This window comes from Streptomyces sp. NPDC000941 (assembly GCF_053599555.1).
In genome coordinates, this window is the sequence record NZ_JBSFMM010000086.1 from 1 (window position 1) to 16,783 (window position 16,783).

Sequence of the window (16,783 nt, forward strand, 5' to 3'; positions counted from 1 at the left end):
CGTGTTAACTCCCAAACACCCTCGGAAACGCCAACTTCAACCCCCCCCCGGGCACCAGCCCTGGGCGGCTCTCTGCGGGGCAGCGACGGTCAGGCGTCGGCCTGGAGTTGGGCGAGTTCGGCTTCGAGGTGGGCCATGGCCTCGCCGCCGGCCATCAGGTCGGTGATCTCCTCGCGGGTGCGTTCGCCCTTGCGGAAGTCGTCGGCCTTCTGACCACGAATCAGTACGGCGAAGTGGTCGCCGACCATCATCGCGTGGCGGACGTTGTGGGTGACCAGGATGACCGCGACGCCCTTGGCCCTGGCCTGCATGACGATGCGCAGGACGTGCGCGGCTTCCTTCACGCCGAGGGCGGCGGTGGGCTCGTCGAGGATGAGGACGTTGGCGCCGAAGTAGACGGCGCGGGCGATCGCCAGAGCCTGGCGCTCACCTCCCGACAGGCTGCCCACCAGGCGGTTGCCGTCGGTGACACGGGTGATGCCCAGGGACTGCATCTCCCGTACCGCGATCTCACCGGCCAGCTTCTTGTCGAACAGCCTGAACGGGCCGAAGCCCTTGGTGGGTTCGGAGCCGACGAAGAAGCAGCGGCCGACGCCCATCAGCGGGAAGGTGCCGCCGAACTGGTGGACGGTGGCGATGCCCCGGGCGCTGGCGTCGCGCGGGCTGTTGAACTCGACTTTCTCGCCGCCCACTTCGATGGTGCCGGTGGTGGGCTTGTGGAAGCCAGAGAGGATCTTGATCAGGGTGGACTTGCCGGCGCCGTTGTCGCCCAGCAGGCACAGCACTTTACCGGCATCCACTGCCAGGGAGATGTCCTGCAGTGCGTTGGTGCCGAGGAAGGACTTGCCGATGCCGGTGAGGCGGAGCAGGGGGGTGGTCATGGTCAGGCCTTCTTCGCGGAGCGGGGCTTGTAGGACAGGGCGAGGCGGCGGAACGTGTTGTTCATCAGCACCGCGGCGAGGATGAGGATGCCGAGGATGAGGCTGGCCCAGTCGGAGTTCCACCCGGTGTAGTAGATCCCCTGGTTGACGATGGCGAACGTGAGCGTGCCCAGCACCACACCGAAGACGGAGCCGTAGCCGCCGGTCAACAGCACGCCGCCGACGACCACGGCGATGATGGAGTTGAAGACGAAGGACTGGCCGCCTGCGACCTGCGCGCCGTTGTAGAGAATGGTCTGGATCACGCCGACCAGGGCGGCACCGAAGCCGGACGCCATATACAGGGCGATCTTCACCCGGTCGACAGGGATACCGGTGGCGCGGGCGCTCTCCTTGTCACCGCCGATCGCGAAGATCCAGTTGCCGTACTTCATCAGCTGCAGCACCACCGTGACCACCACCGCAAGACCCAGCCACCAGAAGATCGCAACCTCGAACTGGCCGGCGATCAGCTTCCCGAACAGCGCCTTGGACAGCGGATCGGGATTGATCGCGACGCTGGTGGTGCCGGTGGTCACCCGGGACAGGCCCAGGGTCAGACCGGCCATCCCGGACAGCGTCGCCAGCGTGACCACCAGGGAGGGCACATTGGTGCGGGTCACCAGGAGCCCGTTCAGCAGCCCGGTCAACAGGCCGAGACCGAGCGCGAGGAGGATCCCGACGATCATCGGGGCGCCCCAGTGGCCGGAGACGATGGCCAGCGTCATCGAACTGCCCGCCAGCACCGACCCGACGGATACGTCCAGCTCACCGGCGATCATCAGCAAGCCGACCGGGATCGCGATGATCCCGAGCTCGGCGGCGATGTTCAGCCAGCTCGCGGCACCCGCCGGGGCCATGAACTGGGTCCCGCCGAAGATGGCGAAGAAGACGAAGACACTGATCGTTCCGATGAGGGCACCGGCCTCGGGACGGTGCCACAACTGCCCCAGCGGGCTCTCGGACTGCTTCGGCGGAGCGGCGGCGTCGGTCGTGTTCTCGGCCGCCGTGTCGGGAAGTGAGGTTGTCATCGGAGTGGTCACCTTCGTGGATCCGGATGTGGTGCGCGTACGGCTGGGGGCAGGTGCCGGGCCCGGGGAGAGGCCCGGCACCTGAGGACGGGTCAGCGCACGCCGGCCTTGGCACCGGCGATCGCCTTGTCGACGTTGTCCTTGGTGACCAGCAGCGGGCCGGTCAGGATCGGGTTCTGCGGCGGCAGCACGCCGTAGGACAGGTACTGGTTGGCCATCGACACGACGTAGAAGCCCTGCAGATACGGCTGCTGGTCGATGGCGAACAGTTCGGTGCCGGCCTTGATCCGGTCGAGCTGGCTCTGTGAGAGGTCGAAGGTGCCGAACTTGACCTTGGAGCCGACGTTCGCCTGCTTGATCGCCGCGGCGGCGCTGTCCGCGTCCCCGACGCCGATCGTCACCACGGCGTCGACGCTGCTGTCCTTCAGCAGCGCGCCCTTGATGGCCTGGGTGACGGCGGACGGGTTGCCGAAGTTGGAGGAGGGCAGCGGGAGTTGCTTGGCGGAGGAGCCCTTGCTCTTCGCGCCGTCCTTGATGCCCTTGCAGCGGGCCTCCTGGTTGGCGGAGCCGGGCACGGTGTTGACGCACAGGATGTTCTTGGCGCCCTCTTCGGCGAACTTGACGCCGCCGGCCTTGCCCGCCTCGTAGTCGTCCGACCCGATGTACTTCACCGCGCCGACCTTGTTGGCCGCGCTGATGCCGCCGGAGTTGTAGATGAACACCGTGATGCCCTTGGCGATGGCCTGCTTGATCGCGGAGTCCTGGTTCTCGGGCACCCAGTCCGGCACGAGGATCGCCGACGGGTTCTGCGATATGGCGGTCTGGGTGAGCTTGGCGGCGTCCGGGCCGAGGTTGTCGTAGTTGGCCGGGCCGAGGTAGGTGACCGAGCCGCCGCCGGCCTTCACCAGCTTGCCCGCGTCCTCGACACCCCGTTTGACCGTGGAGAAGAACGGGTCGTCGGACTTGCCGCCGATGACGACGAGGGAGACCTTGCCGCCGCTCTTCGTGCCGGACATCGTTCCGCCGCCGGACGTCGCCGTCGCCTGGCCGGCGCTGTCGCCGCCGGCCTTGCCGCTGGCGCACCCGGTCAGCGCGGTGGCCGCCAGGGCGAGCAGGCTCACCACGGTCAGGCCCCTGCTGGAGAGACGGCGGCCGGCCGGCCGCCGGGGCAGTGTGCGTTCCATGTGCTGGGGTGCTCCTTCATGTGATGCCGGGCGGGTGCGTGAGCGGGTCTTGGCATGTCTCGGGCTGTGGTGATGTGTGCGACCCGGGTCGCACGAATGCGTGGGGAAGACCGGAGTGGAACGGCCCGTCGCGGGGGTGTCGCGGCACCGATCACGGCAACGCCGGACTCAGTGGTGGATAGCGGCTCCGCGATCTTTTAAATCGCTTTAAGATGTGGCCAGAGCATGCTTGCGTTTCGGAAAGGTGTCAAGACACCGCCCACAAAATGCATACCGTTCCGTTATCCGCCACAAAAGGCTGCATAAGCCACGCATTTGCCTGCCCGCGCGGCAGCGCAGAACGGTTCGCTGGGATCAGCGCGGCCGCGCCGTCGTTCCGCGAACGACGAGGGAGGGGGCAAGGACGATCTCGCGGGGCACGGCGCGGCCCTGGTCGAGGCGCTCGACTGCGGCCAGGACGGCCTGACGGGCCTGCTCCTCGGCGTTCTGGCTGACCGTGGTCAGATCGAAGCAGGCCAGCCGGGACAGGGTGTCGTCGTCGTAGCCCGCGACGGAGACATCGCCGGGAACGCCGACCCCGGCCCCCCGGAGGGCGGTGAGCACGCCGATGGCGCTCCGGTCGTTGAACGTCACGACGGCGGTCGGCAGATCACCGTCGCCGAGGAGATGCCGACCGACCTTGTCTCCGGCCTCCTCGGTGAGATCCCCGTGGAGGACCCTGATCTGCGCGTCGAGACCATGGCGGCGCATGGCGGCGCGGTAGCCGCGACGACGGTCGGTCGCGATGACGCCCTTGCCGCCGTCGACGTAGACGATCGCACGGTGACCCAGCCCTGCCAGGTGGTCGATGATCTGGCCGACTCCGTCATCGTCGGCGCTGCGTACGACGTCGAGACCGGCTCCGGTGATGCGGCGACCCACCGAGATGACGGGCGCCTTGCGGTCGAGGTCGGCGAGTACGGAGGCGGGGGCCACCGGCCCGAGGAGGATCAGCGCCTCGCAGCGGAAGGACAGGAGCGTCTCGATTGCCGTGTTCTCGTCGCGGGTCCGGGTCTGGGTACTCAGGACGAGGTCGTAGCCGACCTCTTCGGCCGCCGTGTGGAGGTGCTCGACCAGCTCGGCCTGGAAGGCGCTGTGGACGTTGATCATGACGCCGAGCAGCCGGCTGCGCTTGCTGGCCAGGGCACTGGCGGTGCGGTCCGGGCGGTAGCCGAGGTCGGCGGCCGCCTTCAGGACCCGCTGCCGGGTGCGCTCACTCGGCCCCGGCACGCCTCGCAGCACCAGTGACACCGACGCCGTGGACAGGCCGACGCGCGCGGCGACGTCCTCCAGCCGGGGACGCGGATTCGCGTCGTTGGAGCCCACGGGGCCGGCGGAACCGAGCTCGTCCACGCGGCCTCCCGTGGATTTGCGGCAGCACCCTTGACATCTGCCTGTGACGCCGCCGATAGTACCAGCACTTAAAGCGCTTTAAGCGAGGTCTTGGCTGGCTGAGCCCGGGAAAGAACCGGGCCCCCCATGACTCTCGGTCCCACATCCCCCTAGTCACGGCGCGGCGGCGCGTCGGAGAGGAACCACCATGAGCACAAGGCCGATCGGGGTGGCGGTCATCGGGGCCGGAATGGCGGGCCGGGCCCACCTCAACGGCTACCGGCAGGCCGCGACCCTGTACGGAGCCGGGCTGCCCGAGGTGCGCCTGGTCGCCGTCGCCGACGCCCACGAGCCCTTCGCCCGCGACGCCGCCCGCCGCTACGGCTTCGAGCGGGCCGAAACCGACTGGCGGGCGATCGCCCGGGCGGATGACATCGACGCGGTCAGCGTCGTGGTCGCCAACCACCTGCACCGCGAGATCGTCGAGGCGCTGCTGGCGGCGGGCAAGCACGTACTGTGCGAGAAGCCGCTCGCGCCGTCCGTGGCGGACGCCGAGGCCATGGTGAAGGCCGCCGAAGGCACCGGCTTGGTAGCGGCCACCGGCTTCACCTTCCGCCGCTCGCCCGCGGTCAACGCCATTCGGCAGCAGGTGCTGGAGGGCTCGCTCGGGCCGGTCCAGCACTTCAACGGGCACTACTGGTGCGACTACGGGCACAACCCGGACGCACCCATCAGCTGGCGCTACCGCGGCGGACCCGGCTCCGGGGCGCTGTCCGACGTCGGGAGCCACCTCATCGATCTCGGCGAATACTTCTGCGGTCCCGTCCGGAGCGTGCAGGGCGCCATCCTGTCGACCCAGGTGGCCGAGCGCCCTGTGCCGTTGGGCACCGCGGTCGGGCACTCGGCCGACGTACAGGTGAGCCAGGAACGCGAGCCCGTCGAGAACGAGGACATCGCCACCTTCACCGCGACGTTCGCCTCCGGCGCCGTCGGCACCTTCTCCGTCTCACGGATCGCCCGCGGACTGGCCAACTCCCTTGGCTTCGAGGTGTTCACGAAGGACGGCGCCGCGACCTTCGAACTGTCCCGGCCGGCCGAGTTCACCATCGCCGACGCGGCGGCCTCCGACCCGGTGGACGGCTACCGGCGGGTGGTGGTCGGCCCCGGCCACCCCTACATCGCCGGTGGCCTGCCCATGGACTTCCCCAGCGTCGGCCACGGCCAGCACGAGTTCTTCGTCTGGCAGGCCCGCGCCTTCCTGGAGCAGATCGCCGGCCTGGACCGCCTTCCCCCGTGTCCCACACTGGCCGACGGGCTGCACAACCTGCGCGTCATCGACGCGGTCGTCGCCTCCGCCGGCGCCGCCGGCACGACGGTCACCGTCGTGCGGTGAGCCGACCCGGCCGGCCCGGCCGACCCCACCGGTTCGCAACCGAGCGACACCGGCTCCCCCGCACCACCCGCACTTGCGGCCCCGTCCGCACCGTCGAGAAGCACTGAGGAAACACACGATGAAACTGGGCCTCTACAACGCGATCCTGCACGACCGGCCGCTGCCGGAAGCGATCAAAATCGTCGCCGATCTCGGCCTGACCGGCCTGGAGATCAACACCGGCGGCTTCCTGCCCGCGGCGCACGTACCGACCTTCGACGACATCCTCGTCAGCGACACCGCCCGGGACGACTTCCTCGGCCTCTTCGAGGGCACCGGCGTCTCCATCGCCGGCCTCAACGCCAACGGCAACCCACTGCACCCGAACCCCGCCATCGGCGAGAAGCACGCCGAGGACATCCGCCGCTCCATCCGCCTGGCCCAGCGCCTCGGACAGCACCGCCTCGTGACCATGTCCGGCCTGCCCGGCGGCGAGCCCGGCGCCACCCGCCCCAACTGGATCGTCAACGCCTGGAACTCCGCGGCCTTGGACGTGCTGGACCACCAGTGGAAAATCGCCGCCGACTTCTGGCGCGAGACCGACCGCCTCGCCCGCGACCACGACGTCAAGGTCGCCCTGGAACTGCACCCGCAGAACGTCGTGTTCAACTCCGCCGACGTGCACAAGCTCATCGACCTCACCGGCGCGACCCACGTGGGTGTCGAACTGGACGCCTCCCACCTGTTCTGGCAGCAGATGGATCCGGTCGCCGTCGTTCGCCACCTCGGCGAGCTCGTCTTCCACGCCGCCGCCAAGGACGTCCGCATCAACCCCGAGCACGCCGCACTCAACGGGGTGCTCGACAACAGCTTCCGGCGCCTGTCGCCCGACGAGCCGCGGACCAACCTCGGCGGCGACGAGTGGGCCAACGAGTGGCCCAGGGATGCCGCCTGGGACTTCGTCGCCCTCGGCAAGGGCCACGACGTCGCCTACTGGACCGAGTTCCTGCGCGCCCTCCACGAGGTCGACCCGGACATGCTGGTCAACATCGAGCACGAGGACACCGAACTCGGCCGCGTCGAGGGTGTCGCCGTGGCCGCCGAAGTGCTCAAGGCCGCCGACGCGGCGCTGCGGGAGTCACTGCAGGAGTCACTGCGGTCGTGATCGCCTGGGCCACCTACCCCTACCAGGGCCAAGTCATCCTCGTCAGCCGAGCCGGCACCGGCACCGGCCGCGCGACCGCCCGCGCCTTCCTCGAACAGGGAGCGAGTGTCGCGGTCCGCGGCCGCCGTGCAGAGCCACTGCGGGAGACCCCGTCCTGTCCGAGCAACGCGTCGACCGGTCCTGCCCGGAACGGAACGACCATCACCAAGGAGCCCTCCCCATGAAGATCGCTCTCGACCCCTACATGATCCGCAACACCCCGCTCCTCGAGCTCCCCGCCACCGTGGCCGAGTTGGGCTACGAGTGGATCGAGCTGTCACCGCGCGAGGACTTCATCCCCTTCTTCCGCCACCCGCGCGTGGACGACGCGACGGTCCACAAGTTCCGCAAGGCTCTGGACACGGCGGGCGTCGGGATCTCCTCACTGCTGCCGTTGTTCCGCTGGTCCGGGCCGGACGACGACGCCCGCCAGGCCGCCGTCCGCTACTGGAAGCGCTCGATCCAGATCGCCGCGGACCTCGGCGTGGACAGCATGATCTCGGAGTTCAACGGCCGCCCGGAGGACCCCGACCGCAGCGAAGCCCAGTTCTGGAATTCCCTGGAGGAACTCCTCCCGCTGTTCGAGCGCGAGGGCATCAAGCTCGCCCTGGAACCGCACCCCGACGACTTCATCGAGAACGGCTACGACGCGATCAACCTCATCCGCGGCATCAACCACCCGAACGTCACCTTCCTCTACTGCGCCCCGCACACTTTCCACATCGGAAACGACGCCCCCGGCATCATCAAGTACGCGGGCGAACTCCTCACCCACGTCCACCTCGCCGACGCCTTCGACCACACGGCGTCCTCGGGCAACCGCTACATCCTCAATCCCCCCGGCACTCAGGCCCGCATCCACCAGCACCTCGACATGGGCGAGGGCGAGGTCGACTTCGACGAACTCTTCCGCGAACTGCACGCGAACGGCTTCGACGGCACCCTGACGGCCTGTGTCTTCGCCTGGGAGGAGCGGGCCGAGGAGTCCTCCGTGTTCATGCGCGAGAAGATCACCGAGCTGCTGGCCAACCGGAAGTGACCTCGCCCGCCGGAACGATTTACAGCCACGCCCCGACTACGGATGGTGACCGGATGAAGGCTTATTGTTTGCAATTGACGGCGGAAACTTGTTTAACCCCACAGGACGGAGAATCATCCGTCTGTTAGCGTGATGAGAAGTGACCGGCCTTCCCAAGAAACACAAGGGAGAGCAGGATATGGCGATCACCCTTCGAAGGGACGAATGGGTAGTCGCGCTCCTCGTCGGGTACATAGCGCTGTTCTCAGCCCTGGTGGTCGAAGTCTCGGGCAACGGCCTCCTCCGGTGGGCTGTCTATGCGACGGTCGCACCTCTCGTGGCCGCCGCGTTGCTGCCGCTCCGGCACACCCTGATGATCAGCGTCCTCTCCCTTGCGGCGGCCGCCTGCATCTACGGCGTCGCCTTGCCTGTCATCTCCGTAGGCGGCCGCATCGTAGTCGTCACGGGTGTGGCGGTGGCGGGGGTCGTCAGCGTCGCGGTCTGCAGGGTCCGGATGCGCGTCATGGTCGCCCGACATCGGCTGCATCTGCTGAGCGAGGCGAGCCGGCGCCTCGGCAGAACGCTTGACATGACGCAAACCGCCCGGGACCTGGCGGAGGTTGCCGTACCCGCGTTCGCGGACTACGTCAGCGTGGACCTCTTCGATGCTGTCCTGAAAGGCAGAGAGCCCCCCACCAAACCGTTCACGGAGCCCGTCGCGCTGCGCCACGTCGCCCACCGTCCCGATCCCCCGGGAAAGAAGAAGGAGGAGGTCTGGGGCGTATCGATCCCCGCGCGCTACCTGACCGCGTGCACACCCGCACGGGCGAGCTACGTCGACACCACCGACATCGACCACTGGCCGGCGCGGGACCACACCGTCCAGACAGATGTCTACCGCGAGCGCTCAGCCATCGCTGTTCCACTGTGCGCTGGAGGGAGGGCCCTCGGTGCGGTGACGCTTCTGCGGCATCGGCCGCCCCACGCGTTCGACACCGACGACCTCGCTCTCGCCGAGGAGATCGGGACACGGGCCGCGATCTGCCTGGACAACGCCCGACGGTACGCCCGTGAACGCGACACCGCGCTGGTCCTGCAGCGCAGCCTCTTGCCGAGACATATGCCCGAACTCGCCGCGGCCGAGATGGCGAGCCGATACGTCCCGGCGAGCCACAGCGCCGGTATGGGCGGCGACTGGTTCGACGTGATACCGCTGTCCGGCGCTCGCGTCGCGCTCGTCGTCGGTGACGTCGTCGGGCACGGACTGCATGCCTCCGCCACCATGACCCGGCTGCGTACCGCCGTGCGCACACTGGCCGATATCGACCTGCAACCCGACGAACTCCTCACCCACCTCGACGACGTCGTCCTTCGGCTCAGCACCGAAGGCAGACCCGTACACGAGGCCGCGGGTGCCCCGGATACCGACGACACCGCGGGAGAGGTGGGAGCAACCTGCCTCTACGCGGTCTACGATCCCATCGCCGGCCGCTGCACCCTCGCGAGCGCCGGCCACCTCCCACCCGCCATCGTCACACCGGATCATCGCGCCCGGATCGTCGACACTCCCCTGGGCCCTTCCCTCGGCCTGGGGAATCTACCTTTCGAATCGGTGGACGTGCACGTGCCGGAAGGCAGTCTCCTGGCCCTCTACACCGACGGCCTCATCCGTGAGCACGACGGCGATCTGGAGAGCGGACTCCAGGAGCTGCTGCAAGCACTGAGCATCCCGGAGCCTTCGCTGGACGGGCGGTGCCGGACCGTTCTCGGCGCACTGCTCGACGACCAGCCCACCGACGACGTGGCCCTGCTCATCGCACGCACCCGAGTCCTGGACGCCGACCACGTCGCCACCTGGGACTTCCCGACAGACCCCGTCGCCGTCGCCGACGCCCGCGCGCACGTGTCCGGCCAACTCACCGCATGGGGGCTTGAGGACACGGTCTTCACGACCGAGCTCATAGCCAGTGAGCTGGTCACCAACGCCATCCGCTACGCGCAGTCCCCGATCCAGCTCCGCCTCATCCTCGAAGAACGCTGTCTGATCTGCGAAGTCTCCGACGGCAGTACCACCACCCCCCACCTGCGGCGGGCTCGCACCTACGACGAAGGCGGCCGCGGCCTGTTCATCGTCGCCCAGCTCGCCGAACGCTGGGGCACCCGACACAGCCATGATGGCAAGACGATCTGGGCGGAGCTGATCACGGACCCGGATCATGTCACCGCGTAGTTCACAACTCCCGTCAGTCCGATCGGGCAACGAGGACTTCCACACCTTTGCTCTGCAGCGAGTCGAGGTCCGGCTCCGGGATGTCGGCATCGACGATGACAAGGTCGAAGGCGGTGACGGGCGCGAGTTGGTACAGCCCGCGTCGTCGGAACTTGGTGTGGTCGACCAGGAGGACCCTACGGTCGCATGCCTCCATCAGGGCCCGCTTGACCGCCACTGTCTCCTGGGACTGGTGGTAGCAGTGACCTCGGGTGATGGCGGTCGTGGAGGCGAACAGGACGTCGGCGTGCAGGGTGCTGACCGCGTCGACGGTCCGGATGCCGAGGAAGGCGTCGTAGGCCGGGTAGTACAACCCGCCCAGTGAGATCAGATCGATTCCGGCGCTGCCGGCCAGAAGCTGGGTGACGGGCACGAAGTTGGTGATGACTGTCAGCGGTGCCCGCTGCGGGAGCAGTCCGACGAGGGCGAGGGCGGACGTGCTGTCGTCGATGACGAGGGACTGACCCGGTTTGACGAAGGTCAGCGCGGCACGCGCGAGCATGCTCTTCTGTGCCACCATGGCTTGGGTGCGATGCCGGACGTCACCGTGGAATGCCGTCGATGGCTGTGCGGTTGCCCCGCCACGCACCTTTCTGAGCCATCCCTTGGCCTGTAGGTAGTCCAGGTCGCGACGGATGGTCATCGGGGTGACGCCGAACTCGTCGGCGAGCTGCTCGATGCGGACGAAGCCTTCGTCGACAACGCGTGTCTTGATCCGCTCCCGCCTGTCGCTCGGCCCCCGTCCGCCTTCGTCGGCGGCCGGGTGTTCGTTTGCCTCCATGAGACCCCCTGTTCGATCGATGTGAAGAGAACATCCTCGCGCGCACCGGACTCCACCCGCCCGCTGCCGGACTTCTACCTGGAGAGAAGCCGTGACAGCCGGACATGCCGTGTGTTCCCCCTGGGAAGTGAGGTATGCCGCTGTTCAGCCACGCAAGGTAATCAAACACTTCGGGTGATCGAATTCCCAGTAACTCATGTTCGTTTCTGGCCCGCCTGTTGACACTTCCGATGACCGTCACGTTACTTGTGCGCTACGTCTTTGTGCGTTGTGACATAGCTACCGGTTCGCGGCCCCGGATCAAGGAGTGAAACATGAGGAGAACGGCCAATGGTGCTCTCATCGGCGTCATCGCCCTGAGTGTCCTCACCGCATGCGCCGAGGAACCGACCAAGGCCGTCCAGGGGAAGGGCGCGACGGGCAAGGTCGCGTTCCTGATGCCCGACCTCGCCTCCACCCGCTACGAACAGTACGACGCTCCGCTGTTCAAGAAGCGCATGGGCGAACTGTGCTCGGGCTGCAAGGTGATTTACCAGAATGCCAACAGCGACGCCTCGCTTCAGCAGCAGCAGGCGAACTCCGCCATAACTCAGGGCGCGAAGGTGATAGTCCTCGACCCGGTCGACTCGACCGCGGCGGCGACGATCGTGCAGACGGCGCAGTCCCAGGGTGTCAAGGTGGTCGCCTACGACCGGCCCATTGTCGCGAAGCCGGCGGACTTCTATGTCTCGTTCGACAACGAGGCGATCGGCGCGTCGATCGGGCAGTCGCTGATCGATCACCTGAAGGCGACCAAGGCCAAGGGCGGCCTGCTCGAGGTCAACGGGTCTCCCACCGACGCCGCCGCCGGGCTGATCAAGAAGGGCATCCACAAGGCCGTCGACGACAGCGGGTTCGATCTGCTCGCCGAGTACGACGCGCCGAAGTGGTCGCCGGAGAAGGCACAGCAGTGGGTGAGCGGCCAGATCGCCCAGTACAAGGGCCGGATCGCCGGCGTGGTGGCGGCCAACGACGGCACCGGCGGGGGCACGATCGCCGCGTTCAAGGCGGCGGATGTGCAGGTCCCGCCCGTCACGGGTAACGACGCCGAGCTGGCGGCGGTGCAGCGCATCATCGCCGGAGACCAGTACAACACCATCTCCAAGCCGATCAAAACCGTCGCCGAGGCCGCCGCGAACGTCGCCCACGAGCTGATGCAGGGGAAGAAGCCCAAGGCCGACACCACGCTGTTCGACACGCCTTCCCAGCTGTTCCAGCCGACCGTGGTGACGCAGGAGAACCTCAAGAAGGTCATCTTCGGCCCCGACGGAGTGCTCAAGACCAAGGACGTGTGCACCAAGCAGTACGCCGCCGACTGCCGCCGACTGGGCATCAAGTAGCGGTCTTCGCCTTGGAGGAGAGCGGGCCATGAGTACGGGCACAGCGGTTCCCCGCGAGAACACGGACACCGCGTTGTCACTGCGGGGCATTTGCAAGCACTTCGGCGCGGTCGCCGCGCTCACCGACATCGACCTCGATGTCGCGGCCGGCGAGGTGGTGGCCATCGTCGGGGACAACGGGGCCGGCAAGTCCACGCTCGTGAAAGTCCTTTCCGGAGTGTACGCGGCCGACGCGGGGAAGATCTTCTTTCACGGCGACGAGGTCTCCCTGGGCTCGCCCGCCGAGGCCCACGCCATGGGAATAGCCACGGTCTTCCAGGACCTGGCGCTGTGCGAGAACCTCGACGTCAAGGCGAACCTGTTCCTGGGCCAGGAACTCCGGCCGTGGATGCTGGACGAGGTCGCCATGGAGAAGCGCTCGTGGGAACTGCTGCATGAGCTGTCGGCGAAGATCCCGACACTCGACGTACCGGTGGCCGCGCTCTCGGGCGGCCAGCGGCAGACGGTCGCCATCGCGCGGTCGCTGCTCAGCAGCCCCAAGGTCGTCCTGCTCGACGAGCCGACGGCGGCCCTGGGTGTCGCGCAGACGGCCGAGGTGCTGAACCTGGTCGAGCGGCTCAAGGACAACGGACTCGGCGTGGTGATGATCAGCCACAACATGGAGGACGTCCGGGCGGTCGCCGACCGTGTCGCCGTCCTCAGGCTGGGCCGCAACAACGGCGTGTTCGACGCCAGGGACGTCTCGTCCGAGGAGATCGTCGCCGCGATCACCGGCGCCGCCGACAACGTGGTGTCACGGCGGGCCGCCCGCCACACGCTCGCCCAGCTGGAAGAGAAGGAACAGCCGTGAGTACTACTGAGGACAATCGGGTGGCGCCGCCCGCCGATCTGCGGGACGAGCGTCTCGCGACCCCGCGGGACATCGCCGACCACGTTCGGGCGGGAGTGCGCCGGGTCCGGGACGGAGACCTGGGCGCGCTGCCCGTCATCGCGGGCATCGTGGTGATCTGGACCATCTTCCAGCTCCTGAACCCCACATTCCTGTCCAGCACCAACCTGGTGAACCTGTCCTTCGACATGGTTCCGATCGGCGTCATCGCGCTGGGGATCGTATGCGTCCTGCTGGTCGGCCAGATCGACCTCTCCGTGGGATCGGTCAGCGGCCTGTCGGGGGCGATCACCGCCGTCGTGATGGTCCGGTTCGAGCAGCCGACCTGGCTGGCCGTCCTCGCGGCCCTGGCCGCCAGCTGCCTGATCGGGTGGCTCTACGGCCAGGGGTTCAACCGCGTCGGGGTGCCCAGCTTCGTGGTCACCCTGGCCGGTCTGCTGGCCTTCCTCGGGGTGCAACTGCTGGTGCTGCAGGGCGAGAACGCGATCAACCTCCCCTTCGACTCCACCCTCGTCAAGTTCGCGCAGCTGTGGTTCGTCCCCGACTGGCTGGCCTACACGCTGGCAGTGGCGGCGGGGGCGGGGTACTCCGCCGCCGGCTGGGTGCGCGCCCGCACGCGGCGCCGCGCGGGACTCTCGGCGCAGTCGCCGCGGTGGCTCATCGCGAAGTCGCTGCTGCTGCTGGGCGCGCTGCTGTTCATGGTCTCCTACCTGTGCCGCACCCGTGGCGTCGCCTGGATGTTCGTCCTCTTCGTCGCCCTGGTGCTGGCGCTGCACTATGTGCTCACCCGGACCAAGTACGGGCGGTCCGTCTACGCGGTCGGCGGCAATGCCGAGGCCGCCCGCAGGGCGGGGATCAACGTGCGGGGCGTGTACACGTCGGTGTTCGTCATATGTTCCAGCCTGGCCGCGCTCGGCGGAGTCCTGGCCGCGTCGCGGCTCGCCGCGGCGAACCAGAGCGCCGGCGGCGGAGACGTCAATCTCAACGCCATCGCCGCGGCGGTGATCGGCGGCACGAGCCTGTTCGGTGGCCGCGGCTCGGCCTTCGCCGCCCTGCTCGGCACCCTCGTTATTCAGTCAATCTCCAGCGGTCTCACCCTGCTCAACCTCGACTCGTCCTACCGGTTCGTGATCACCGGCTTGGTCCTGTTCCTGGCCGTAGGCCTGGATGCCGTAGCCCGCCGGTCGCGGCAGGCACACGGCCGGGGGTAAAACGCCGCCTCAGCCGATATCCGCATGGGTCGGACGTCGTCATAGGCGCAGATGTCGTAGACGGACCTCGCTTCGACGCGCCCACCCATGTCGTCCGCATAGCGGATGACATGGGTGGGCACGTCATTTTGGCGTCACTGCTGGAGCGCGCGGTGGCGTCAAGGGCCCCGTAGGCGGTCACCGGTCGGTGGATCCAGCCCCAAAGCTTGACCACAAATTACACACATCCTCTCTACATACTGGGCTCCGATGGTCTAGATTGACCGTGCTTCAGCTGCTCGGGCACGAGGCGACCGGTAATGATCTAGAGAATCACTAATGATCTATAGGTCCGGCGCTACGGAAACAATTCTTGGAGCCCGAGGGGGGCCATGGGTGCGGGGAGCACCCAAGATTTCGACGGGGTCCTGCGCACGTTCTTCAAGTAGCTCTGAAACAGCTGGGATGTCATGCGCGGGGGGTGGGGGCCTCCCGTGGGAAGGGCCGGCGCGGCGGGGGCGGGGGCCCCCGAGGGGAGGGACGGTGCGGGGGGCGGGGGCCTCCCGGCGGGATGAACAGTGTGAGGCGACCACGTCGAACCACTGGGGACCTGGGGGGTTCTGTGCGGCAGGGGGGATTAGTCAGCCCATTTTCGTCAGAGCGCGGGCGTCTGGCGAACGGGGCAATCAGTCGGCCCGCGAATGACTGGGAGCAGCGGTACCGCCGTACCGTGATCACCAGCGATACCGTGGCCACCGCCTTTGTGGTGGCGGCGATCGGCAACTTCTTCGGGGCCCGGGACGCGGCCAACTGGCACGAGAAGTGGGGAATTCTCGCATTCGGCACCGAGCTGCTGGTGCTGGGGGCGCTTGCGGTGAGCCGGTCGTGGGCTCCGGCCGTACTCGGCCAGGGCGCCGAGGAATTCCGCCGACTCGGACGCTCACTGTTCACGGCGACCGTCGTACTGGCACTCGGCGGGATCGCCCTGACCTCGCGCAACATCAAGCTCTGGATCTTCGTAGCGATCCCCGCGATCGCGCTCATCACCATGACCGCGCGCTATCTGCTGCGTCTCTGGCTGCACAGGCAGCGCAAGGAAGGGCAGTGCCTGCGACCGGTGCTCGCTGCCGGGAGCCCGGCCACCGTGCGCGATCTGATCACCCGGACCCGCAAGTTCCCGCACCTCGGCTGGCGGGTGGACGCGGTGTGCACAACGGACGGTCTCGGGCTCGACGGTGACCAACTGGACGGAGTGCCGGTCGTCGGCCGACTGACGGATGTCGCGGGCCACGTCCGCCGCGACGGCTACCGTGTCGTCGCGGTCACACCGGACCCGCACTGGTCACCGGACCGGTTGCAGCGGCTGGCCTGGAACCTCGAAGGCAGCGACGCCGAGATGGTCGTGGCCCCCGTGCTGATGGAGGTGGCCGGCCCGCGGCTGCACGTCGACGCGGTGCTCGGGATCCCGCTGCTGCGGGTCAGCATGCCGGCCTTCACCGGGGGCCGCCGGGCGGTCAAAGGGGTCGTCGACCGGATGGGCGCGGCGATCCTGCTGATCCTGTTCGCGCCGCTGATGGTGTTCGTCGGGCTGCTCGTGCTGGCGGACAGTCGGGGTGGGGCGTTCTACCGCCAGCGCAGGGTCGGCAAGGACGGCCGCGAGTTCACCATTCTCAAGTTCCGCACCATGGTCGCCGGGGCCGACGGGGCGCGTGCCGCGCTGGCCGACCGCAACGAGGGCGCCGGCCTGCTGTTCAAGCTCCGCCGGGATCCGCGGGTGACCCGGGTGGGAGCAGTGCTGCGCCGGTACTCGATCGACGAGCTCCCGCAGCTTTTCAACGTGCTCACCGGATCCATGTCGCTCGTCGGTCCGCGGCCTCCGTTACCGGAGGAGTCCGCCGCGTACGACCCGGACATCCGGCGGCGGCTGCTGGTCAAGCCCGGGCTCACCGGCCTGTGGCAGATCAGCGGACGCAGCGACCTGTCGTGGGAGGAGGCGGTCCGGCTGGACCTGCGGTACGTGGAGGACTGGTCGCTCGCCCTGGACACGGTGATCTTGTGGAAGACGCTGCGTGCGGTGCTCTACGGGCAGGGGGCCTATTGATGCACGGGGGGCTGCAATTCAACGGTCGCGCCGACGCGCGGACCGCAGGCCAAAAGGGCCTGCCTGGGGGGAGG

General features: G+C 68.1%; 14 protein-coding genes. 9 read left to right on the forward strand and 5 right to left on the reverse strand.

The window, feature by feature from the left end:
• Nucleotides 1-89: 89 nt before the first annotated feature.
• The 4 genes from ACWDSL_RS26155 to ACWDSL_RS26170 form a co-directional block, all read right to left on the reverse strand.
• Entirely contained in the window at nt 90-881 is a 792-nt protein-coding gene (locus ACWDSL_RS26155) for an ATP-binding cassette domain-containing protein (RefSeq protein WP_450489313.1), read from the reverse strand.
• 2 nt (nt 882-883) lie between these two features.
• A complete protein-coding gene (locus ACWDSL_RS26160) occupies nt 884-1,951 on the reverse strand; it encodes an ABC transporter permease (protein ID WP_450489315.1) in 1,068 nt (355 codons plus the stop codon).
• 92 nt (nt 1,952-2,043) lie between these two features.
• Nucleotides 2,044-3,135: a sugar ABC transporter substrate-binding protein gene (locus ACWDSL_RS26165; RefSeq protein ID WP_450489317.1), complete on the reverse strand. Its 1,092-nt coding sequence runs from the start codon at nt 3,133-3,135 to the stop codon at nt 2,044-2,046.
• A gap of 354 nt (nt 3,136-3,489) precedes the next feature.
• On the reverse strand, nt 3,490-4,527 hold the full coding sequence (locus tag ACWDSL_RS26170; RefSeq protein ID WP_450489319.1) for a LacI family DNA-binding transcriptional regulator: 1,038 nt from the start codon (nt 4,525-4,527) through the stop codon (nt 3,490-3,492).
• Between the two features lie 187 nt (nt 4,528-4,714).
• Here ACWDSL_RS26170 and ACWDSL_RS26175 point away from each other — a divergent pair, with 187 nt between their 5' ends.
• The 5 genes from ACWDSL_RS26175 (at nt 4,715) to ACWDSL_RS26195 (ending at nt 10,330) form a co-directional block, all read left to right on the forward strand.
• Nucleotides 4,715-5,899, forward strand: coding sequence for a Gfo/Idh/MocA family protein (locus tag ACWDSL_RS26175; RefSeq protein WP_450489320.1), 1,185 nt, complete (start codon nt 4,715-4,717; stop codon nt 5,897-5,899).
• A 118-nt stretch (nt 5,900-6,017) separates the two neighbouring features.
• Complete coding sequence (locus tag ACWDSL_RS26180) at nt 6,018-7,043, forward strand: sugar phosphate isomerase/epimerase family protein (RefSeq protein WP_450489322.1); 1,026 nt, start codon at nt 6,018-6,020, stop codon at nt 7,041-7,043.
• A complete protein-coding gene (locus tag ACWDSL_RS26185; RefSeq protein ID WP_450489323.1) occupies nt 7,040-7,267 on the forward strand; it encodes a hypothetical protein in 228 nt (75 codons plus the stop codon). The genes ACWDSL_RS26180 and ACWDSL_RS26185 overlap by 4 nt, the downstream gene beginning before the upstream one ends.
• On the forward strand, nt 7,264-8,121 hold the full coding sequence (locus ACWDSL_RS26190; RefSeq protein WP_450489325.1) for a sugar phosphate isomerase/epimerase family protein: 858 nt from the start codon (nt 7,264-7,266) through the stop codon (nt 8,119-8,121). Before ACWDSL_RS26185 ends, ACWDSL_RS26190 begins: the two co-directional genes overlap by 4 nt.
• 178 nt (nt 8,122-8,299) lie before the next feature.
• Nucleotides 8,300-10,330, forward strand: a complete 2,031-nt coding sequence (locus ACWDSL_RS26195; protein ID WP_450489327.1) for an ATP-binding SpoIIE family protein phosphatase — start codon at nt 8,300-8,302, stop codon at nt 10,328-10,330.
• A gap of 13 nt (nt 10,331-10,343) precedes the next feature.
• Here the strand turns inward: ACWDSL_RS26195 and ACWDSL_RS26200 are convergent, their stop codons facing one another.
• Nucleotides 10,344-11,150: a DeoR/GlpR family DNA-binding transcription regulator gene (locus ACWDSL_RS26200; RefSeq protein WP_450489329.1), complete on the reverse strand. Its 807-nt coding sequence runs from the start codon at nt 11,148-11,150 to the stop codon at nt 10,344-10,346.
• A gap of 314 nt (nt 11,151-11,464) precedes the next feature.
• On the opposite strand from ACWDSL_RS26200, the gene ACWDSL_RS26205 reads away from it, so the two are divergent.
• From ACWDSL_RS26205 to ACWDSL_RS26220, 4 genes are all read left to right on the forward strand, one after another.
• Nucleotides 11,465-12,529 carry an ABC transporter substrate-binding protein gene (locus ACWDSL_RS26205; RefSeq protein WP_450489331.1) on the forward strand — a complete coding sequence of 355 codons (1,065 nt, stop codon included), beginning with the start codon at nt 11,465-11,467 and terminating at the stop codon, nt 12,527-12,529.
• A gap of 28 nt (nt 12,530-12,557) precedes the next feature.
• On the forward strand, nt 12,558-13,379 hold the full coding sequence (locus ACWDSL_RS26210) for an ATP-binding cassette domain-containing protein (protein ID WP_450489333.1): 822 nt from the start codon (nt 12,558-12,560) through the stop codon (nt 13,377-13,379).
• Nucleotides 13,376-14,629 carry a sugar ABC transporter permease gene (locus tag ACWDSL_RS26215; protein WP_450489335.1) on the forward strand — a complete coding sequence of 418 codons (1,254 nt, stop codon included), beginning with the start codon at nt 13,376-13,378 and terminating at the stop codon, nt 14,627-14,629. Before ACWDSL_RS26210 ends, ACWDSL_RS26215 begins: the two co-directional genes overlap by 4 nt.
• A 601-nt stretch (nt 14,630-15,230) precedes the next feature.
• Entirely contained in the window at nt 15,231-16,709 is a 1,479-nt protein-coding gene (locus tag ACWDSL_RS26220; RefSeq protein WP_450489337.1) for a sugar transferase, read from the forward strand.
• Nucleotides 16,710-16,783: the final 74 nt, after the last annotated feature.

Excerpts from the sequence above, each read along its gene's own strand:
- ACWDSL_RS26155 (WP_450489313.1), bottom strand. The coding sequence starts at position 881 with ATGACCACCCCCCTGCTCCGCCTCACCGGCATCGGCAAGTCCTTCCTC.
- ACWDSL_RS26175 (WP_450489320.1), top strand. The coding sequence starts at position 4,715 with ATGAGCACAAGGCCGATCGGGGTGGCGGTCATCGGGGCCGGAATGGCG.
- ACWDSL_RS26180 (WP_450489322.1), top strand. The coding sequence starts at position 6,018 with ATGAAACTGGGCCTCTACAACGCGATCCTGCACGACCGGCCGCTGCCG.
- ACWDSL_RS26200 (WP_450489329.1), bottom strand. The coding sequence starts at position 11,150 with ATGGAGGCAAACGAACACCCGGCCGCCGACGAAGGCGGACGGGGGCCG.
- ACWDSL_RS26210 (WP_450489333.1), top strand. The coding sequence starts at position 12,558 with ATGAGTACGGGCACAGCGGTTCCCCGCGAGAACACGGACACCGCGTTG.
- ACWDSL_RS26205 (WP_450489331.1), top strand. The coding sequence starts at position 11,465 with ATGAGGAGAACGGCCAATGGTGCTCTCATCGGCGTCATCGCCCTGAGT.
- ACWDSL_RS26195 (WP_450489327.1), top strand. The coding sequence starts at position 8,300 with ATGGCGATCACCCTTCGAAGGGACGAATGGGTAGTCGCGCTCCTCGTC.
- ACWDSL_RS26165 (WP_450489317.1), bottom strand. The coding sequence starts at position 3,135 with ATGGAACGCACACTGCCCCGGCGGCCGGCCGGCCGCCGTCTCTCCAGC.
- ACWDSL_RS26190 (WP_450489325.1), top strand. The coding sequence starts at position 7,264 with ATGAAGATCGCTCTCGACCCCTACATGATCCGCAACACCCCGCTCCTC.
- ACWDSL_RS26160 (WP_450489315.1), bottom strand. The coding sequence starts at position 1,951 with ATGACAACCTCACTTCCCGACACGGCGGCCGAGAACACGACCGACGCC.